General features: G+C 71.2%; 17 protein-coding genes. 8 read left to right on the top strand and 9 right to left on the bottom strand.

Going from position 1 to position 18,996, the window contains the following annotated elements:
* Positions 1 to 74: 74 nt before the first annotated feature.
* Complete coding sequence (locus tag ACFWXC_RS09815; protein ID WP_384475839.1) at positions 75 to 1,094, bottom strand: MraY family glycosyltransferase; 1,020 nt, start codon at positions 1,092 to 1,094, stop codon at positions 75 to 77.
* A gap of 247 nt (positions 1,095 to 1,341) precedes the next feature.
* Between ACFWXC_RS09815 and ACFWXC_RS09810 the strand changes: the two genes are divergently transcribed.
* Complete coding sequence (locus ACFWXC_RS09810) at positions 1,342 to 3,624, top strand: (Fe-S)-binding protein (RefSeq protein ID WP_384475837.1); 2,283 nt, start codon at positions 1,342 to 1,344, stop codon at positions 3,622 to 3,624.
* Between the two features lie 70 nt (positions 3,625 to 3,694).
* On the opposite strand, the gene ACFWXC_RS09805 is transcribed toward ACFWXC_RS09810, so the two are convergent.
* On the bottom strand, positions 3,695 to 3,910 hold the full coding sequence (locus ACFWXC_RS09805; protein WP_384475834.1) for a DUF4177 domain-containing protein: 216 nt from the start codon (positions 3,908 to 3,910) through the stop codon (positions 3,695 to 3,697).
* A gap of 224 nt (positions 3,911 to 4,134) precedes the next feature.
* Positions 4,135 to 4,737 (bottom strand): TetR/AcrR family transcriptional regulator, encoded by a 603-nt coding sequence (locus ACFWXC_RS09800; RefSeq protein WP_384475831.1) that lies wholly within the window; start codon positions 4,735 to 4,737, stop codon positions 4,135 to 4,137.
* A gap of 134 nt (positions 4,738 to 4,871) precedes the next feature.
* Between ACFWXC_RS09800 and ACFWXC_RS09795 the strand changes: the two genes are divergently transcribed.
* Positions 4,872 to 5,642 carry an SDR family NAD(P)-dependent oxidoreductase gene (locus ACFWXC_RS09795; RefSeq protein ID WP_384475828.1) on the top strand — a complete coding sequence of 257 codons (771 nt, stop codon included), beginning with the start codon at positions 4,872 to 4,874 and terminating at the stop codon, positions 5,640 to 5,642.
* 110 nt (positions 5,643 to 5,752) lie between these two features.
* Here the strand turns inward: ACFWXC_RS09795 and ACFWXC_RS09790 are convergent, their stop codons facing one another.
* From ACFWXC_RS09790 to ACFWXC_RS09780, 3 genes are read right to left on the bottom strand one after another with little or no spacing between them, the layout of a single operon-like run.
* Complete coding sequence (locus ACFWXC_RS09790; RefSeq protein ID WP_384475825.1) at positions 5,753 to 7,396, bottom strand: IS200/IS605 family accessory protein TnpB-related protein; 1,644 nt, start codon at positions 7,394 to 7,396, stop codon at positions 5,753 to 5,755.
* Positions 7,389 to 7,964, bottom strand: a complete 576-nt coding sequence (locus ACFWXC_RS09785; RefSeq protein WP_384475823.1) for an IS607 family transposase — start codon at positions 7,962 to 7,964, stop codon at positions 7,389 to 7,391. The genes ACFWXC_RS09790 and ACFWXC_RS09785 overlap by 8 nt, the downstream gene beginning before the upstream one ends.
* A gap of 40 nt (positions 7,965 to 8,004) precedes the next feature.
* Positions 8,005 to 8,913 (bottom strand): MBL fold metallo-hydrolase, encoded by a 909-nt coding sequence (locus ACFWXC_RS09780; RefSeq protein ID WP_384475820.1) that lies wholly within the window; start codon positions 8,911 to 8,913, stop codon positions 8,005 to 8,007.
* Between the two features lie 102 nt (positions 8,914 to 9,015).
* Between ACFWXC_RS09780 and ACFWXC_RS09775 the strand changes: the two genes are divergently transcribed.
* Complete coding sequence (locus ACFWXC_RS09775; RefSeq protein WP_384475818.1) at positions 9,016 to 9,939, top strand: AraC family transcriptional regulator; 924 nt, start codon at positions 9,016 to 9,018, stop codon at positions 9,937 to 9,939.
* A gap of 63 nt (positions 9,940 to 10,002) precedes the next feature.
* On the opposite strand, the gene ACFWXC_RS09770 is transcribed toward ACFWXC_RS09775, so the two are convergent.
* Positions 10,003 to 11,139, bottom strand: coding sequence for a sugar ABC transporter substrate-binding protein (locus ACFWXC_RS09770; protein ID WP_384475815.1), 1,137 nt, complete (start codon positions 11,137 to 11,139; stop codon positions 10,003 to 10,005).
* A gap of 423 nt (positions 11,140 to 11,562) precedes the next feature.
* On the opposite strand from ACFWXC_RS09770, the gene ACFWXC_RS09765 reads away from it, so the two are divergent.
* Positions 11,563 to 12,447 (top strand): carbohydrate kinase family protein, encoded by an 885-nt coding sequence (locus ACFWXC_RS09765; RefSeq protein ID WP_384475812.1) that lies wholly within the window; start codon positions 11,563 to 11,565, stop codon positions 12,445 to 12,447.
* A gap of 162 nt (positions 12,448 to 12,609) precedes the next feature.
* The gene (locus tag ACFWXC_RS09760) at positions 12,610 to 14,010 is read left to right on the top strand and encodes a DUF6351 family protein (RefSeq protein ID WP_384475809.1); all 1,401 of its coding nucleotides are present in this window, start codon (positions 12,610 to 12,612) and stop codon (positions 14,008 to 14,010) included.
* On the opposite strand, the gene ACFWXC_RS09755 is transcribed toward ACFWXC_RS09760, so the two are convergent.
* Positions 13,993 to 14,907, bottom strand: a complete 915-nt coding sequence (locus tag ACFWXC_RS09755) for an AraC family transcriptional regulator (protein ID WP_384475806.1) — start codon at positions 14,905 to 14,907, stop codon at positions 13,993 to 13,995. The two genes, ACFWXC_RS09760 and ACFWXC_RS09755, sit on opposite strands and share 18 nt — an antisense overlap.
* Positions 14,908 to 14,911: 4 nt before the next feature.
* Positions 14,912 to 15,778 (bottom strand): phytanoyl-CoA dioxygenase family protein, encoded by an 867-nt coding sequence (locus ACFWXC_RS09750; RefSeq protein WP_384475803.1) that lies wholly within the window; start codon positions 15,776 to 15,778, stop codon positions 14,912 to 14,914.
* Positions 15,779 to 16,068: 290 nt separating this feature from the next.
* Between ACFWXC_RS09750 and ACFWXC_RS09745 the strand changes: the two genes are divergently transcribed.
* From ACFWXC_RS09745 to ACFWXC_RS09735, 3 genes are read left to right on the top strand one after another with little or no spacing between them, the layout of a single operon-like run.
* Positions 16,069 to 17,166, top strand: a complete 1,098-nt coding sequence (locus ACFWXC_RS09745; RefSeq protein ID WP_384475800.1) for a LacI family DNA-binding transcriptional regulator — start codon at positions 16,069 to 16,071, stop codon at positions 17,164 to 17,166.
* Positions 17,163 to 18,089 (top strand): ABC transporter permease, encoded by a 927-nt coding sequence (locus tag ACFWXC_RS09740; RefSeq protein WP_384475797.1) that lies wholly within the window; start codon positions 17,163 to 17,165, stop codon positions 18,087 to 18,089. The genes ACFWXC_RS09745 and ACFWXC_RS09740 overlap by 4 nt, the downstream gene beginning before the upstream one ends.
* Positions 18,089 to 18,970 carry an ABC transporter permease gene (locus ACFWXC_RS09735; RefSeq protein ID WP_384475794.1) on the top strand — a complete coding sequence of 294 codons (882 nt, stop codon included), beginning with the start codon at positions 18,089 to 18,091 and terminating at the stop codon, positions 18,968 to 18,970. Before ACFWXC_RS09740 ends, ACFWXC_RS09735 begins: the two co-directional genes overlap by 1 nt.
* Positions 18,971 to 18,996: the final 26 nt, after the last annotated feature.

The following is an 18,996-nucleotide window of genomic DNA, read 5'->3' as shown; positions in this document are numbered from 1 at the left end:
TTGAGTGGAACGGACTCAAGTGTGCATCAACCCACGCCGTGGGTCAACAGACCTGAGTCGTCGAGACTCAACTCTTATCCGTTCCTTACACGCAGGTGGCCGCTGACCTGCGTGGATTCCGGGCGGCGGGGCTCATACACCGGCACCCGAAGGAGTAGCAGCACTACGCTGACGGTGACGCAGGCGACGCATGTGACACCCGTCCGCCCGATCCAGCCGCCGTGCACGAGCACCCCGACGAGTACCCCCGCGAAGGACGCGGCGCCGAGGAAGACGGTCGCGCCCGACGGGGTGAGCCCCAGCCGCCGCAGCCGGTGCGCGAGATGGTCGGGCCCGCGCCGCAGCACCGGCCGCCCGGCGAGGAGCCGTGACAGCACGACGAGCAGCACGTCGGCGCTCGCGACGGCGGTGAGCGCGAACAGCACGCCCGCGCTGGCGACCGGGTCGTGCCCGGTCCGGGTGATCAGCGCGGCCGCGGCCAGCACGAACCCCGCGAACAGCGCGCCGGTGGCGCCCAGCGCGATCCGCGCGGGATGCCAGTTGTGCATCAGGAACCCGGTGAGCGCGGCCGCGAGCACGCTCAGCAGCACGGCCAGCCCGTCCATGACCTCGGCGGTGGCACAGGCCCCCACCCCGAAGGCGGTGACCACTCCCACGGTCCCGGCCAGCCCGTCCGCGTGGTCGAGCCCCTTGAAGGCGACGGCGACAAAGGCGATCCAGCCGACCCCGAGCAGCCCTTCGGCCACCCCGAACTCCCCGTACGGCACCACGCACGCGGCCGCCACCGCCGTACCGATCAGCAGGAACCGGGTCTTCAGCCGCCACACGTCGGCGACCAGGCCGAGCAGCGCCACGGCTCCCCCGGCGATCAGCAGCTCCCCGACCCCGGTGCCGAGCGGGGCGACCCCGGTCCAGTCGCCGGCCCCGGCGACCAGACAGGTGGCGCCCACGACGGCGAATCCGCCCAGCACCGGGACGGGCCGCGTCCGCCGGCGGTCGACGAGCCCCAGCCGCAGCGCGAGCGGCCGGATCAGCGCGGCGAGGACGGCGGCGAGCAGCAGGGCGGTGGTGGCGGCGGCGATCCCGTAGAGCACAGGTCCAAATTAGACCTGAATGTAACAATTCAGTACGAGTAACACGAATAACACGATCACTTTGCCGCCGCAAGGCAGCGGCAGGTCAGGCACACCTCAGCGATTCAGATCACCCCGCACCTGACTACAGTGCGAGTAAAGATGCGGGTAGTCTCAGACCGACTGCATAAGTTACCGCTTAGTAATTTCGGGAACCCTCTCTCGCGAAGAGGCCCGAAGAGACCCCTCGCAGGCCCGAGGAGCCCCCATGCAACTCGCCGCGATCATCGTGTCGCTGGTTCTGATCGTGGTCGGCGTGGCGTTGTTCGCCCGCGCCGTCCTCCAGATCTACAACTTCATGCGGCTCGGTCAGAACGTGCCCGCCGGCACCCGTACCGACGAGCCCGTCCAGCGGACCGTCACGGTGGTCAGGGAGTTCCTCGGCCACACCCGGATGAACCGCTGGGGCATCGTCGGCGTGGCGCACTGGTTCGTCGCGGTCGGCTTCTTCTCGCTGCTGCTGACGATCGTCAACGCCGTCGGCCAGCTGTTCCAGGCCGACTGGATCCTGCCGATCATCGGTGAGTGGGCGCCGTACAACGTCTTCGTCGAGTTCATCGGCACCATGACGATCCTCGGCATCCTGGTGCTGATCGTCATCCGCCAGCTGAGCAAGCCGAACCGGCCGGGCCGCAAGTCCCGCTTCGCCGGCTCCAACTTCGGCCAGGCGTACTTCGTCGAGACGGTCATCCTGATCGTCGGCGTCTGCATCTTCACGCTGCACGCCCTGGAGGGCGCCCAGCACCACGTGGACTCGTACGAGGCCTCCTTCTTCATCTCGTACCCGGTGGTGTCCTGGTTCCGCGGCATGGACCTCTCCACGCTCCAGAACCTCACCTACTTCTTCGCCGGCCTGAAGATCGCGACCTCCTTCATCTGGATGATCGTGGTCGCCCTCAAGACCGACATGGGCGTCGCCTGGCACCGCTTCCTGGCCTTCCCGAACATCTGGTTCAAGCGCAACGCCACCGGTGAGACCTCCCTGGGCGCCCTGCTGCCGATGACCTCCGGCGGCAAGCCGATCGACTTCACCGACCCCGGTGACGACGACGTCTTCGGTGTCTCCCAGGTCGAGCAGTTCTCCTGGAAGGGCCTGCTGGACTTCTCCACCTGCACCGAGTGCGGCCGCTGCCAGTCGCAGTGCCCGGCCTGGAACACCGGCAAGCCGCTCTCCCCCAAGCTGCTGATCATGTCCCTCCGGGACCACGCCCACGCCAAGGCGCCCTACCTGCTCGCGGGCGGCGGCAAGACCATGGAGGGCGAGGAGAAGGCGAGCGAGGAGCAGCTGGCCGGGGTGCCCGCCGCCGCCCTCGCCGAGGCCGAGCGGCCGCTGATCGGCACCGCCGAGGAGAACGGCGTCATCGACCCGGACGTCCTGTGGTCCTGCACCACCTGCGGTGCCTGTGTCGAGCAGTGCCCGGTGGACATCGAGCACGTCGACCACATCGTCGACATGCGCCGCTACCAGGTGATGATCGAGAGCGCCTTCCCCTCCGAGGCGGGCACGATGCTCAAGAACCTGGAGAAGAAGGGCAACCCCTGGGGCCTGGCGAAGAAGCAGCGCCTGGAGTGGCTCAAGGAGGTCGACTTCGAGATCCCGGTCGTCGGCAAGGACATCGAGGACCTCACCGAGGTCGAGTACCTGTACTGGGTCGGCTGCGCGGGCTCCCTCGAAGACCGTGCCAAGAAGACGACGAAGGCCTTCGCCGAACTGCTGCACATCGCGGGCGTCAAGTTCGCGATCATGGGCGGCGACGAGAAGTGCACCGGCGACTCCGCCCGCCGCCTCGGCAACGAGCCCCTGTTCCAGGAGCTCGGCATGGAGAACGTCATGGCGCTGAACACGGCGTTCGGCGAGGAGCTGGACGACGACGGCAAGGTGACCGAGGAGTCCCGCAAGCCCAGGTCGGCCAAGAAGATCGTCGCCACCTGCCCGCACTGCCTCAACACCATCGGCAACGAGTACCCGCAGCTCGGCGGCGACTACGAGGTCATCCACCACACCCAGCTGCTCCAGCACCTGGTGGACGAGGGCAAGCTGGTCCCGGTCACCCCGGTCGAGGGCATCATCACGTACCACGACCCCTGCTACCTGGGCCGCCACAACAAGATCTACACGCCCCCGCGCGAGATCATCGCCAACGTCCCGGGCCTGCGCAACGAGGAGATGCACCGCCACAAGGAGCGCGGCTTCTGCTGCGGCGCCGGCGGCGCCCGGATGTGGATGGAAGAGCGCATCGGCAAGCGCATCAACAACGAGCGCGTCGACGAGGCGCTGTCGGTCAACCCCGACATCGTCTCGACGGCCTGCCCCTTCTGCCTCGTGATGCTCACCGACTCGGTCAACGGCAAGAAGAACGAAGGCAAGGCCAAGGAGTCCATCCAGGTCGTGGACGTGGCCCAGCTGCTCCTCGACTCCGTGCGGACCCCGGTCGACCCGGCCGGCGAGGCCGAGCAGGAGAGCGCGCCGGAGCCGGAGCCGGTGAAGTAACCCCGTTCACACGAGGAACGCCCCCCGGCCCACTGCGGGCCGGGGGGCGTTCTGCCGTGCTCCGCCTGGGTCAGGCACGCGGGCGCTCGAAGGTCAGCAGCAGGCCCTCGACGGCTCCGGGACCTATCCGGCCCTTGACGTCGGCGGAGGTGATGGCCTTGAGGCCCCAGCCGTCCTCGGCGTGCTTGTTGAGGACCTTCTCCAGCTTGTCGCTGTCCAGCGCGTCGCCGATCAGCGACTCCCGGAAGCTGACGACCTTGTACTCGTACACGTAGGCACTGCTCATGACTGCGGGATCCTCCTGCGGCGGGGCCGGGTCGGGACGGGGTTGCCGGGGCCAGACAATCACCCCGGGGCACCGCCGCACACCGCGGGAGGGGAATTGCGGGGCGCCGGGCGCGTCGGACCGCGGTGGCGGCGCGGCGCACGGCCCCCAGGAAGCCGGCCGCCCGGCCCGCCGCGGCAACGGGATCGAGGCAGCCGCGTACCGCGCCCGGAAGAAGACCGCGCCTACGCCGGCCGGCGGACGCGCAGGTGCTCGATGCCGGTGTCGAGGGCTGCCCTGAGGTGGGTCGAGTCGCCGGTGGACATCATGATCGAGACACCGCCCTGGATGCCCGCGAGCAGTGCGGCGGACGCCCGGTCCGCGTCGAGGTCCGGTGACACCAGACCGTTCGCCTGGAGGGCGCGCACACCGCGGGCGAGCTGCCCCTGCCACTGACGCATCAGCTCCGTGACGATCGCCCGTGCGCCGGGGCTGGACCGGCCGACCTGGAGGAACAGGGAGCCCAGGGGGCACTGGTCGCCCTGGAGTTCATAGCGTTCCACCACCGCGTCCCGCCACTGCCGCCAGGACTCCCAGGAGTCCAGCCGCCCCAGGTGCGGCTGCTGGTCCGCCAGGACGCGGTCCGCCTCGAACCGGGCCACCGCGAGCAGCAGGGCGTCCTTGCCGTCGGGGAAGTAGTGGAAGAGCTGGCTCTTGCTGGTGCCGGTGCGGCTGCGGATGTCGTCGAGCGTGGTGGCGGCGACACCCTGCGAGCGCAGCACCTCGGCGGCCCCCTCGACGATCCGGGCCCGGGTGGCGCGCCCCTTGGCGGTCAGCGTTTCCGGCATCCGGCTCCTCCTCCGACTCCGTCAGGGCCCGTCCGCACGGGTCGGCTTTCTGGACTTGCTGGTCCATTTTATCCGACGCACAGTGGACCGCACACCGCTCGGCACAGGAGACGGACCTAAAGGGAGACTGCGTCATGAGTGAACGGCTGCGGAACAAGACGGCCCTGGTCACGGGGTCGACCAGCAACATCGGGCAGGCGATCGCGGAGGCCTTCGCCGCCGAGGGGGCACATGTCGTCGTGTCCGGGCGCAATGCGGAACGGGGCGCACAGGTCGTGGCGGGGATCCGCGCGTCCGGCGGCCGGGCCGACTTCCTGGCGGCCGACCTCGACGGCAGCCCGGAGGCCTCCCGGGACCTGGCCGCCCGGGCCCGGGAGACCCTGGGCGGGCGGATCGACATCCTGGTGAACAACGCCGGCATCTATCCGTCCCCGGGCACCACCGACACCGACGAGAAGACGTTCGACAAGGTCTACGGGGTGAACGTGAAGGCGCCGTTCTTCCTCACCGCCGCCGTCGCCCCGGCGATGGCCGAGGCCGGCGGCGGGGCGATCATCAACCTCGGCTCGTGGATCGCCCGGCTCGCCGTCCCCGTCGGCGCGCTCTACAGCTCCACCAAGGGAGCCATGGAGACCCTCACCCGGGCCTGGGCGGCGGAGTTCGGCCCCCAGGGCGTACGGGTCAACGCCGTCTCGCCGGGCGTGATCCTGCCCCCGGCACCGGCGGGCGCGGAGCCCCACCCGGGCGAGGTCATGATGAAGGGCACCCCGGCCGGCCGGGTCGGCACCCCGGACGCCATCGCCCAGGCCGTGGTCTGGCTGGCCGGCGACGAGGCGGCCTTCGTGCACGGGACCGTGGTGGATGTCGACGGGGGCAGGACCGGGGTCGCCGTCATCGCCGCATAACGCGGCCGCGCGGCCGGCGGACACCCGCGGCGGCGTTGCGGGCGGGCAAGGGCCAGGTCAGGTCAGGTCAGGGGGCGAAGGGCACCCCACGGGCCGAGGGCGAACCGTTCCTAAAGACTGAGTGGGAGTGAGTCCTGTTGCCAGAACCCGTACTCAGCCGAATGCCCCGAACGGTGTTGGGCGTTCTGGTCCACCGCGTTCCTGCCGCGTTCAGTGCCATCGGATCGTGTCCGTGGTCCGGGTACGCGGGGGCGGTTTCCCTGGCTCCCTCGGTCGCCTGGTCCGGCCTGGGCGGTCCGATGCCCGCCGGCATCGCTCTGGTGCTGGCGGGGCGGTGTCGTCCGTCGCCGGATCGGGTGTCCGAGGGAGCGCCTGCCGATGGCCACCGAGGCGGCGGCGTGTCGGCTGGTCTTGCGGTTGGTGGTGGTCAGCGGCTTCTGCCAATGCTGCGCGCCCCACATGGAGGTGTAGGCGGGATCGACGGCGATTACGCCGATTCCCCTCTCCGCGCACATGGACAGCAGGCGTGCGCGGAGTCTGCCGGTGGGGATGCCCGAGATGAGCTGCCGGAAGTGCTTCTTGCGGCCGTGCTTCTCGCGGGTCTTGGAGTCGGTGAAGTCGAGGTCCTCGATTGCGATGGCCTGCACGCGGGTGGTCTTGGCCCAGTGCAGCAGGCGAGTGAGGGCGTGGCGCAGTTGCGCGTCGCGGCGGGTGGCGGTGCCCGACAGGTCGTAGTCGAAGCGGCGTGGTGCGCCCACAGGGTTGCCGTGGGTGTCAAGCTGCCACGCGGCGAGGTGGTCGGCGTTGGTGTCCACACCGACCACGCCCCCGGTGCGCAGTGCGTCAAGTGGTACGACGGGAAGGTCCTTGCGGGTCCAGGAAGCGTCCAGGTACCAGCGGTCCCGGACCGTGTCCAGATGGATGTGGTAGGCCACGGAACGGTTCGCTTCGATCCGGTCGCGCCACTCCTCGCCTCGGTGCGGGAACGCCACGCGGGCAGCGAGGACGTACCGACCGTGTTTCGCGTTCGCCAGGCCGGCAAGCGGAACGGGCAGCTTGACCGATACTTCGCCGCCGGGGGTGACGCGGATCGTCTCGTTGCCGTACCGCTTTCCTGATTCCCCGGCGGCGTTGAGGAACCAGCGTGCCGCCTCCCACTCGGCACGCCAACGCTCAGGCGTTTTGTGTGCGGCAGCAAGACTGTGGCGGGTGCCCAGCAGCCGACGGCCTCCCCGCACCACAGACACCCGACCTGCTTCCCGCTCGTCGCGAACTCGCTCGTACCGGTCCACCAGGACCGCCAGACGCCGGGTCTTCACGAACCACTCATGCTGACTGCGGTAGCCGCCGGGCTGTCCCTTGCTGCCCTTCTCCCCGACCGGCAGCGACAGCCGGTGCCGGATCATGCGGATACCCGCATCCAGGGACAGCAGGTGCGCATGCTGCCCGCGGCGGGACAGGCCCCACTGGTCATGCGTCGCGGCGGTGACCGACCCGGCCCAGCGGGACGACGACTCGGCCGTCAGGTCACGCTTGCGGTCCGCCCATGTGCCAGTGGAGTGCTCCAGGCCATCGGCGCACCGCGCCTTCAGGTCACGCGAGGCCAGTCGTCCCATGTGGCCGCCGACCAGACGCAACACCTTCTCGTCCTCGGCGGTGAGACCCTTCAGCCGGTCACGGATGCTCACCCCCGCCGGGCCATCGGCGACGAACGGCGGTGCAATCTGCCGCAGCAGCCTGCGCTGGTCAGCCATGCGCGGCGGCCTCCAATGCCTTACGGGCACGGTTCTTCGCCGACCTACGCCCGTACAACCGGGCACAAAACGACGTCAGGACCTCCACCATGTCGCGTACCAGGTCGTCTTCGACTTCGCCCTCATCGAGGACGATGAGACGACGGCCCGTCGCGGACAGGGCGGCCTCGACCAGCTCCACGTTCATCCGGCTCAACCGGTCCTTGTGCTCCACCACAATGGTGATCACCTCCGGATCGGCCAGCAGACGACGGGCCTTGGACCGGCCACCGTTCATACCCGAGGCGATCTCGGACTCAACCCGCACGACCCGGTGACCGGCATTCGCCGCCCACGCAGACAAGCGGGCGACCTGCCGCTCCAGGTCGGCATTCTGGTCATGCGAGGAGACACGGGCATACAGGCCCAGCCCACCGACCGCTTCCGGCGAGGCGTTCGACTCGACGTTCACCAGGATTGTGCGCGGACCGACTCGCTGAGCCGGGACCGGCAGCGCGCCCTCACGGAACCAGCGATACGCGGTCTGCGGATGCACGCCCTGCGCCTTCGCCCACTCCGTCAGATTCACACCCTGACAACGACACTCACTCACGCATGGTTACGCTCACTTACCCGACTTCGATGGCCAGCAGTTGAAACCCCTCGCCCTGCTTGCGGACTTCCACGGCTCCGGCTCCGCCGAAGTGCGCCGGGACGACCAGTTCGCGGGTGGCGGCGGCCCGTTCGAGGATGCGGCGGCGGCTGGCCACCGCCTGTGCGGGGTCGAGACAGAAACAGCTGTTCCAGTGCGGCTGGAGGATCTGTACCGGACTGTGCAGCAGGTCGCCGACGAAGACCGCCCGGTCCCCGCCCGATCGGAGCCGGAGCACGGAGGACCCGGGGGTGTGGCCGGGGGCCGGCTCCAGGGTGAGGTTCTCGTCGATGCGGTAGCCGCCGTCCCACAGGAGGGCCTGTTCGGCCCGGTGGACGGGCGCGATGCTGTCCTCGTAGATCAGCCGGTCGTCCTCCCGCACCCCTTGCGCGTAGCCGTTGTCCGGCCCGAAGTAGAAGTCGTCGGCGGCCGGGACGAGGTACCAGGCGTTGGGGAAGGTGGGCGCCCAGCCGCCGTCGACGGCCATGGTGTTCCAGCCGACGTGATCGGCGTGGATGTGGGTGTTGACGACGACGTCGACGTCCTGCGGACGCACCCCGGCACGGGCCAGCAGACCGAGGAAGTCGCCCTGCCACCGGTGGAACCCGGGGGCGCCGGGCCGCTCGCGCCCGTTGCCCACCGAGGTGTCGACCAGGATGGTCCGGCCGCCGCTGCGCAGCACCCACGTCTGCAGCGCGACCACCGCCCTGCCGGAGTCCGCGTCCCAGTGGTCCGGCGCCAGCCAGTGCGCGTTGTCCGTCCAGACCTCACCGGTCGACTCCGGGACCAGGGTGCGCGCCGGCACGTAGGCCGCCCGGAACTCGACGACCCGGGTGACCTCGACATCCCCCAGTACGACCACGTCCGTGTTCACCTCTGCGTCCATGGGACGACCCTAAGGAGCGCCCGGCGAGCGTCTCAATGCTCATCCGGCTCATCTGGATACGCGTTCGGCTCACCGGTGTGCGATGCCGGATAGCATGCCGTCATGGATGTGCTGAGTGACGCGATCGCCGCCGTGCGGGTCGGGCAGCCCTCGTCGAGCCGGATGCGGGTGCGCGGCGACTGGTGCACCCGGCTGGCTCCGTACGACGGGGCGGGCTTCCATGTCGTCCTGAAGGGGAGCTGCTGGCTGCTTCCCGACGGGGGCGCCCCGGTCTCGCTCGGCACCGGGGACGCGGTGCTGCTCCCGCACGGCACGGGGCATGTGCTGGCCGACTCCCCCGCCGACGCCGAGACCGTGGCGCGCGCGGTGCCCTTCGAGGACCGGGACACGACGGAACGGCCCCACGAGCCACCGGGGTCCGGCGACGTGGAGATGCTGTGCGGCAAGTACCGGCTCGACCGCAGCCGCGCACACCCGCTCATGGCGGAGCTGCCCGAGGTCGTGCATCTGCCCCACCGCGTCGGCAGCCACCCCGAACTCCGGGCCGCGATCGACCTGTTGGGCCGCGAACTGGACGCACGGCGGCCCGGCTCGTCCGTCGCGGTGCCCAGCCTGCTCGACCTGCTGCTCGTCTACATGATCCGGTCCTGGATGGCCGGGGACGCGACCGGTGCGTGGCCGGGCGTACTGGCCGATCCGGTCACGGCCGCCGCGCTGCGCGCACTGCACGCGGACCCGGCCACGCCCTGGACCAACGACCGCCTCGCCGCCGAGGCGGGGGTCTCCCGCCCGACCCTGGCCCGCCGGTTCACCGGCCTGGTGGGCCGGTCCCCGATGGCGTACCTCACCTGGTGGCGGCTGACCCTCGCCGCCACCCTGCTGCGCGACACCGAGGAGTCCCTGGCCGCGATCGCCCAGCGCGTCGGCTACGGCACCCCCTACGCCCTCTCGCACGCCTTCAAGAGGGAGTTCGGAGCCACGCCGGGCCGGTTCCGGTCGGCGAGCGAGGAGCGGATCACGGCCTGAGAGGCCGGGTCCGGTGACGGTGCCGGACGTCCGGGTCCGGTGGCGGGTGTGCGGGCCGGGCCGCTACCGCAGACCGATCGCCGCGCAGTCCGCCGCGTACTTCGGGGTGCAGATCTGGTCGACGGAGTAGACGCCGTCCGCGACCACCGTGTCCTTGATGTTGTCCCGCGTGAGGGAGACCACCGGCACGAGCGTCGCGGGGATCTTCCGCCGGGTCGGGCTGTCGACCGTGTCCTGGGTCAGCGCGTCGTACTGGATGTCACGGCCCTGCGCCTTGTACACCGCCATCTGGGCGGCCTGGGTGGCCTCGTCCAGGAACGACTTGTAGACGGTCATGTACTGCTCGCCCGAGACGACCCGCTGCACCGCGTCCAGGTTCGCGTCCTGCCCGGTCACCGGCGGGATCGTGGTGGCCCCCGCCTCCTTCATCGCGTCGATGACGGCGCCCGCCATGCCGTCGTTGGCCGAGTAGACGGCGGCGATGTTCTTGAGGCCGACGGCCCGGATCGCCTTCTTCATGTTCGCCCCGGCGACCGCCGGCGACCACTTGTCGGTGTCGTACGTCTTCGCGATCCGGACCTTGTTCCGGAACTCGTCGAGGGCACCTTCCTTGAAACGGGCGGTGTTCGGGTCCGCGGGGTCGCCGTTCATCATGACGATCTCGCTGGTCGCCGCCTTGCCGCCGAGCGCCGCCATGATGGCGCGGCCCTGGACCTCGCCGACGAGTTCGTTGTCGTGGGAGACGTACGCGTCGATCGGGCCCTCGGCGAGGCGGTCGTAGGCGATGACGGGGATGCCGGCGTCCTTCGCCTTCCGCACGTCCGGCGCGATGGCCTTGGCGTCGACCGCGTCCACCAGGATGATGTCGGCCTTCTGGTCCACCATCCGCCGGAACTGCCGGCTCTGGGTGGCCGGGTCCGCCTCGGCGTTGGCGTAGACGACCTTGCCCTTGCCGTGGGTGAGGGAGGCGACCTCCTTGCTGAAGATGGGGTGGTCGAAGGCCTCGAACCGGGCCGTGTCCTTGTCGGGCAGGAGCAGCCCCACCGTGATGTCGTCGCCCTTCGCCGCGGACGCGGAGTCGCCGCTCCCGCCGATGCTGTCGACGACACCGCACGCGGTGAGCGTGAGAGCGGACGTGGAGGCGGCCAGGGCCAGGGCGATACGGGGCACGGGGGTGCCGAAGAGGACAGGAGCGCTCACATCAGGCGCCTTCCGAGTGGGGGGAGCATCATGCGCAACCGATGATGTGAAGGAAGCAAACGCGGAGCGGCCGGGTGCGTCAAGACGTAAGGACAACAAGGCTCTTGGGGTGCGCGGGGTACAGCGCGGCGGAACGTGGCGGCGGGGTGGAGGTTGTCGCTGGTCAAGGGGGTGCCGGTGAAGGTGCGGTGTGGATCGCCGGGTTGGGGGGATTCCGGCGGGACCGGATCGGGGGCCGGCCGAAGGCGCGGGACGCCCCGATCACTTCGCGGGCGCTATCACCGTGACGGCGTTCTCGGCGGCCCTCCGCCGTCACCGTTGCCCGTGTCTGCCGTCCGGTCCGGCGCGGTTGTGGTGCACTGGCAGGGACACGCCGAAGGCATGGCGAAGACATGGCAAGGGTGATCGCGAGGGAGTCCGATCATGGCGTTGGCCTTGTTCTGCGGAGACATCGCGTTCGACGTCTCGCTGCGCGTCGCCCGTTTTCCCGAACCGGACGAGAAGACGCACGCGTTCGAGAACCTGGTCGGCGCCGGCGGAGTCGTCGCCAACTCGGCGGTCGCCTGTGTCCGGCAGGGCGTCGGCGCGGCTCTGCTCGCCGTCGTCGGGGACGACGTGTTCGGAACTTACGCCACCGGCTACCTCGCGGCGCGCGGTGTCGGGGTCACCGGTGTCACCACGACACCGGGCAGGACGGCGGTGTCGGTGTGCACCCTGGCCGAGGACGGCGAGAAGCGGCTCGTCTACACCTCGTCGGTCTCGCAGTATCCGCCGCCGGAGCGGCTGCGCGACGCCGACCTGGACGGCGTGGACTGGATCCACACCTCGTGCCTGCACCCCGAGGCCGCGGCGGTCCTGGCGGAGCGGGCGCGGGCCGCGGGCATCCCCCTGTCCGTCGACCTGGAACCCCACGCGCTCGGCCACGGCGTTCAGGCCCTCGCGCCGGCCCTGTACGGGGCGGCGGTGGTCTTCCTCAACGACCGGGCGGCGGCCGAGGTCGGCGACGTCCGCGGTTTCTCCGCCCGGCACCGGCTCGGGTCGGTCGTGCGCACCCAGGGGTCACGCGGGGCGGTCCTGACGGACGGGTCCGGGGATGCCGCCGTCGCGCCGCCGCCCGCCGGCCGGATCGTCGACACCACCGGAGCGGGCGACTGCCTGGCCGGCGTGTACATAGCCCGCTCCCTGTCCGGCCAGGATCCGCACACGGCATTGCGGGCGGCGGTGGCCTCGGCGACGTACGCCTGCGGCCACCTCGGAGCCCAAGGAGGTTACCCGGACCGGGAGACGACGGACGGGCTCCTGCGCTGACCCCCTGGCCCGCGGCCGGGAGCAGTCGTCACGGCGACAGCAATGTGGTGCACTCCATTGACGGCGGCAACAAATCCGCCCTACATTCCTGGACGCCTTCGTTCAGTGCACTGAGTACCGCGCCGAGTACTCCCCCACGTACACGTACAAGGAGCCGCCCCCATGCCTGCCGCCACCCGCCCCCGCGCCTCCCGCACCCGGCTGCGCGTCGCCCTCGCCGCCCTGGCCACGCTCGCGTCCTCGGTCCTCACCGCCCTCCCCGCACCCGCCGCCGAAGCGGACACCGCGGCCACAGGCCGGCTCACCGGCACCCTCTCCGACGGCGCCACCTGGATCGCGGACGTACCCGAGCAGTGGAACGGCACCCTGCTGCTGTTCAGCCACGGCTTCGGCCCCACCGTCGCCCAGGACGCCCCCACCCCCGAGGTGCGCACCGAGCTGCTCGCGAAGGGGTATGCGCTGGCCGGGTCCTCGTACGACCCGAACGGCTCGATGTGGGCCCTGGACAGCGCCGAACGCGACCAGTTCGCGACCCTCGACGCGGTCACGGCGAAGATCGGCGAGCCCCGCCGCACGCTGGCCGTCGGCCAGTCCATGGGCGGGCTCGTCAACGCCCAGCTGGCCCGGGACGGCGGCGGCCGGATCGACGGCGCGCTCGGCCAGTGCGGCCTGGTCGCGGGCGCCACCGACCTGGACAACTACCAGCTGGACGCCGAGTACACGATCGCCCGCCTGCTCCTGCCCGGACAGGACGTGAAACTCGTACGGTTCGACACCGCCGCCGACGCCGCCGCCACCGCGACCCTGCTGACCAAGGCGGTCACCGCCGCCCAGGGCACCGCGCAGGGCCGCGCCCGGATCGCGCTGGCCGCCGCCTTCCTCAATCTGCCCGCCTGGTCGCCCGGAAAGGACCGGCCCGCCGCGACCGACTGGGCGGGCCAGGAGGCACAGCAGTACGACTGGTTCGCACAGGGCATCCTGGCGTTCGTCGAGGGCGGCCGGTACGCCATCGAGCAGTCCGTCGGCGGCAGCAACTCCTGGAACCAGGGCGTGGACTACGCCGGGCTGCTCGCCGGTTCCGCACACGCGCCCCAGGTCCGGGCCCTGTACCGGGCGGCCGGCCTCGACCTGGACGCCGACCTGCGCACCCTGACCGAGCACGCCACGATCACCGCCGATCCCGGCGCCGTCCGCACCGCACAGCGGACGTCCTCCGCGGGCCAGGGCCTCGAGGTGCCGTTGCTCGACATGCACACCACCGCCGACAACCTGGTGCCCGTCGAGCAGGAGAACCGCTTCGCCGCCCGGGTGCGCGCCGCCGGCGACGGCGCGCTGCTGCGGCAGGCGTACGTCGAGCGGCAGGGCCACTGCGCGTTCACCACCGCCGAGACGGTGGCCGCCCTGCACGCCCTCGAACACCGCGTCGACACCGGCCGCTGGGACGACGCCGCGACCTCGGCCGCACTCCAGCGGTCGGCCACCGCACTCGGGCTGGACGGGGCCGCCTACGTGCCGTACCAGCCGGCCCGGCTGACGGTCGGACGGTCACCGTCCCGGGTGTGAGGGCGGCACCAGGGCCTGGAGCGCGGACAGCGCGCCGTTCGTGATCGGGGACGGCGGTGCCGACTCGGGCGGGACCGTGCGGAAGGCGCTCGGGGGGATGCCGTAGACCGCGCGGAACCGGCGCGAGAAGTGGTAGGCGTCGGCGAAGCCGCACTGGACCGCGATGGCGCGCAGCGAGAGGTTGCTGAGCCACAGCAGCGGCTCGGCCCGTGCCAGGCGCAGCCGTTCCAGCGCCTCCACGGGGCCGACGCCGAGGCGCCGCCGGCAGATCCGGCACAGCGTGCTCTCCGAGACCCCGGCCGCCCGCGCCAGCCGCTGCAGGGCGAGCGGCCGGGCGACGCCGTCCGACCAGTGGGCGCGGACCTCGGCCATCATGGCGACCAGCGGTTCCGGGAGGGTGCCCGCGCCGGTCTCGGGGCCGGGGCCGTGCACGAAGGTGAGGAGCAGCAGCCGCAGCGTCTCCTCGGCGTGCCGCTCCCAGGCCGGCGGGCGGCTCGCGCCGAGCGTCAGGAGGTACTGGCAGAGCGCGGCCATCGGATCGCCGCGCCCCGTCAGGTCCCGGACGACCGGCCAGCCGCTGTCGTCGGGGAGGTCCGCGCCCCGCACGGCGGCGGGCAGCAGGAAGTGCGTGTAGCCGTGCCGGGTGGGCCGGCCGGGGTCCCAGTGGAAGGTGTCGCGCATTCCGGGGCGTACGAGCAGCAGCGCGCTCGGCGTCAGGGGCACGGTCAGACCGCCGCAGACCCAGCGGGCACTGCCGTGCAGCAGCCAGACGAACTCGTACGACCCCGCGTCCCGGGGGCCGAAGACCGCGCCGGGCGGGTAGTCGGCGACGGCGGGGCCGAGCCGGGCGAGGAGTGCGGGGGCCGGGAGCGGGACGAACCCGGCGTCCTCCGTCATCGCCTCACCGGTCGCAGCCCCCGGACCGGTCGCGGCGTACCCGGGGGGTGCGGATGCCGGTGGTGCCCTTGTAGGCGTACGGGTCCCGGCCCGCGACCAGCACGATGTCCCGGAAGTCGGCCTGGGCCATGGGCACTTCGGCCTCGGGGGGTGACCAGGGCAGCAGCGACGAGGCGCTCATGTAGTGGTTGACCAGGGCCCGCCGGAACCCTCGCCGGCCGGTGTTGGGCAGCGACTTGTGCAGCAGGTAGCCGTTGAAGAGCAGCACCGATCCGGCGGTGATCTCGACGGGTACGGCGTCCGTCTCGTCGTAGGGGAAGCCGTAGGACTGGACCGTGCAGTCGTAACGGGCGTCGTCGTGCTCGCGGTTGGGGTAGATGACGCCGGGCCGGTGCGAGCCCGGCAGGACCCAGAGGCAGCCGTTGTCGACGGTGGCGTCGTCCAGGGCGAGCCAGGCGGCGGTCAGGGACCGGTCCCGGGTGGGGATGAACATCTCGTCCTGGTGCCACGCCTGGCCCGGCTTCCCCTCGGACTTGACGAACAGCATCGACTGCATCGACTTGATGTCGGGTCCGATCACTTCGGTCAGCGGCCCGACGACGGCGGGATGGCGCATGGTGTCGAGCATGAGCGCCGACAGCTTGTGCGGGTAGTGCACGCACAGGAACCGGCGCACGGTGTCGTCGTCGCTCTCGCCCGCCACCGGCGCCGGCGCCCCCTCGACGGCGCCCCGTTCGCCACGGCAGATCCGCAGGGTCTCTGCGCGCAGCTCCGCCACCTCCGCCGCCGTCAGAGCGCCCGGCAGCACGGCGTAACCGTCCCGGTCGAAGCGGGCGGCGAGATCGTGTTCCCCAGCGGTGCGGACGGTCATCGGATTCCCTTTCCTGCCGGGACGCCGGGACGCCGGGACGCCGGGACGTCGGCACGGCTTCCCGGCGGGCCTCGGCACAACGGAGAACGGTCGTGTTCCCGATGTTCCTGAATGCCGCGTCCGGCTGCCATGGCTCGCCCGTGCAAGGGGATGGCGAATCCTGTCACCCGGCATGATCGAAATACGCGGGAAACGGTCCCGACAAAGGGAGTTCACGCGTCTTGACGCGTTTCGCGGCGTCCGAGTAGCGTCTTTCGGCACTTGCTAATACGTATTAACCGGGGGTGCTCATGGTCCCTCCCGAACGGCGTAGACGCTCCACCCAGCGGGACATCGCCCGGCAGGCCGGCGTCTCCCAGGCAACGGTGTCACTGGTGATCAGCGGCGGTGCGGCCAGTGCGCAGATCGCGGAATCGACCCGCCGGGCGGTGCTGGCGGCGGCCGAGGAACTGGGCTATGCGGCCAATGTCGCCGCACGCAGTCTGAAAGGCGGCCGGAATCGGCTGCTCGGGCTGTACACGTTCGAATCGGTTTTCCCGACCGACCAGCGCGATTTCTACTACCCGTTCCTGCTCGGCGTGGAGGCGGAGACGGCACGGCAGGGATACGACCTGTTGCTGTTCTGTTCCGACGGGGGTGAATCCGGTCCCTCGGCGGCCGAGCGGTCGATCTATGTCGGCGGGTCCAACCGGCTGAAGATCGCGGACGGTTGTGTCCTGCTCGGCCGGAACGTCCGCCGCGAGGAGCTGTCCGCGCTGGTCCGGGAGGACTTCCCCTTCGTCTTCGTCGGCCGCCGCGAGGTGGACGACGGCGAACTCTCCTACGTGGCCGCCGACTACGTCTCCGCGACCGCGGCGCTCGTCGCCGAGCTGGCGCTCCTCGGCCACCGGCGGATCCTGTACCTGCGGGCCCTGGAGGACAGCGAGCCCACCCGGGACCGCGAGGAGGGCTACCGGCGCGGGCTGGCCGAGGCCGGTCTCGCCCTGGACGAGGCGCTGATCCGGAGCCTGGCCGATCCCGCGGACCTGACGGTCGAACACCTCGAGGGGTGGATCGGCGGCCTCGGGATCACCGCGCTGCTGGTCGAGCCGACCGAGGACAACCGGCTGACCGAGGCGCTCGCGACGATGGCCGGCACGGAGCGGGTCCGGTTCCCCCAGGACTGCTCGCTGGCCCTGCTGGGCGATCCGCCGTCCTGGACACCGGAGTTGCGGAACTGGACCCGGTTCTCCCTGCCCCGCGCCGAGATGGCGGGCGAGGCCGTACGGCTGCTGATCGAACTGCTCGACCAGGAGAGCTGCGAGCCACGCCGGCTGACCGTGCCCTGCGCGTTCGTACCGGGCGACTCGATCGGACCGGTCCGTGCGGGCGGGAGGCCCGGCGCATGATCCGGATGATCGTGCACCGGCTGGTCATCGGCGTCTTCGTGATGTGGGGCGCCGCCTCGCTGATCTTCCTCATCGTCCGGGCCGCACCCGGCGACCCCGCGACCGTGCTGCTCGGCCCGGACGCCGACCAGAGCCAGATCGACAGCCTGCGCGCCTCGCTCGGACTCGACCGGCCGCTCGGCGCGCAGTACCTCAGCTACCTCGGCGACGTCTCCCGCCTCGACTTCGGCGAGTCGCACCGGCTCGGCAGGCCCGCCATGGACGCGGTCCTGGACCGGCTGCCCGCCACGATCGACCTCACGCTGACGGCCACCGTGATCGCGGTGCTGCTGGGGCTGACGCTGGGCATGCTGGCCGGCGGACGGCCGGGCGGGGTGGTGGACCGGGTGGTGTCGGCCTGCACGATCGCCCTCCAGTCGTTCCCCACGTTCTGGATCGGCATCATGCTGGTGCTGGTCTTCGCCCTGGGCCTGCGCCTGCTGCCCAGTTCGGGGTCCGGCACGCCCCAGCATCTGGTGCTGCCGGCCGTCACCCTCTCGTTCCCGTTCATCGCGATCATCGCCCGGCTGACCCGGACCAGCCTCGTGGAGACGATGCGCGAGGGCTACATCCAGACCGCGCTCTCCAAGGGACTGACCGGGCGTCAGGTGCTGCTCGGGCACGCCCTGCGCAACTCGCTGATCCCGGTGGTGACCGTGGTGGGCGTCCAGGTCGGGGCGCTGGTCGGCGGTGCCGTGATCGTCGAGAACGTCTTCGCCTGGCCCGGCCTCGGCTCGCTGGTGGTGGACGCGGTGGCCAACCGCGACTACGCCGTCGTCCAGGGCGCCACCCTCCTGGTCGCCGGCATCGTCGTCGTCCTCAACCTGGTGGCCGACCTGCTCATCGCCCAGCTGGACCCGCGGATCCGGACGGGAGCCGTCTGATGGCCGACCTCGCCACCGCCCCCGAAACGCTGACGGCGGCCCCGCCGCGGGCGCGGCGCCGCGGGCCGCTCTCCCGGGTGCCCGCCGTGGTCGTGGGCTGCTACCTGCTGGTCGCCGTCGTGGGACCGCTGCTGATCCACTACGACCCGGTGCACACGTCCCTGGACGACCGGCTGCTCTCCCCCGGCTCCCGGACCTCCACCGGGGGCACGGCCTGGCTGGGCACGGACGGGCTCGGCCGCGACCTGCTGGCCCAGATCGTCTACGGGGCCAGGACGTCGGTGCTCATCGGCGTGTCCACGGTCGCCCTCTCCTGTCTCGTCGGCGTCGTCCTCGGTGCCGTCGCCGGCTACTTCCGCGGTGCCGTGGACGCCGTGCTCGCCCGGGTCTTCGACATCCTGCTGGCGTTTCCCGCGATCCTGCTGGCGATCGTGATCGCGGGCGCCTTCGAGCGCAGCGTCCTGCTGGTCGTCCTCGCGCTCTCGGCGACCGGCTGGATCACCTTCGCCCGGGTCACCCGCGGTGTCGCGCTCTCCCTCAGGGAACGGCCCTGGGTCGACGCGGCCCGGGTGCTGGGGGTGCCGGGCCGGAAGATCCTCGCCCGGCACGTCCTCCCGTTCACGGCGGGGCCGATCGTGGCCCTCGCCACCCTGGAATTCGCGCTGGTGGTGCTGGCGGAGGCGGGGCTCAGCTTCCTCGGCATCGGGCTGCCCCTGTCCACCGTCTCCTGGGGGCAGACCATCGCCAACGGCAAGGAGTACCTGGAAACGCAGTGGTGGATCTCCACCCTGCCCGGCATCGCCCTGTCCCTCCTGATCATCAACATCGGCATCCTCGGTGACCAGCTCACCGCCCGCTACGGGCGGCGCCGCTCCGACTGACCTTCCCGAACTCCGCGCACCGCTCT

The sequence above is a fragment of the Streptomyces sp. NPDC058683 genome (genome assembly GCF_042716195.1).
In the GTDB taxonomy this organism is placed as follows: domain Bacteria; phylum Actinomycetota; class Actinomycetes; order Streptomycetales; family Streptomycetaceae; genus Streptomyces.
This window is presented reverse-complemented; position numbering and strand designations above follow the sequence as displayed.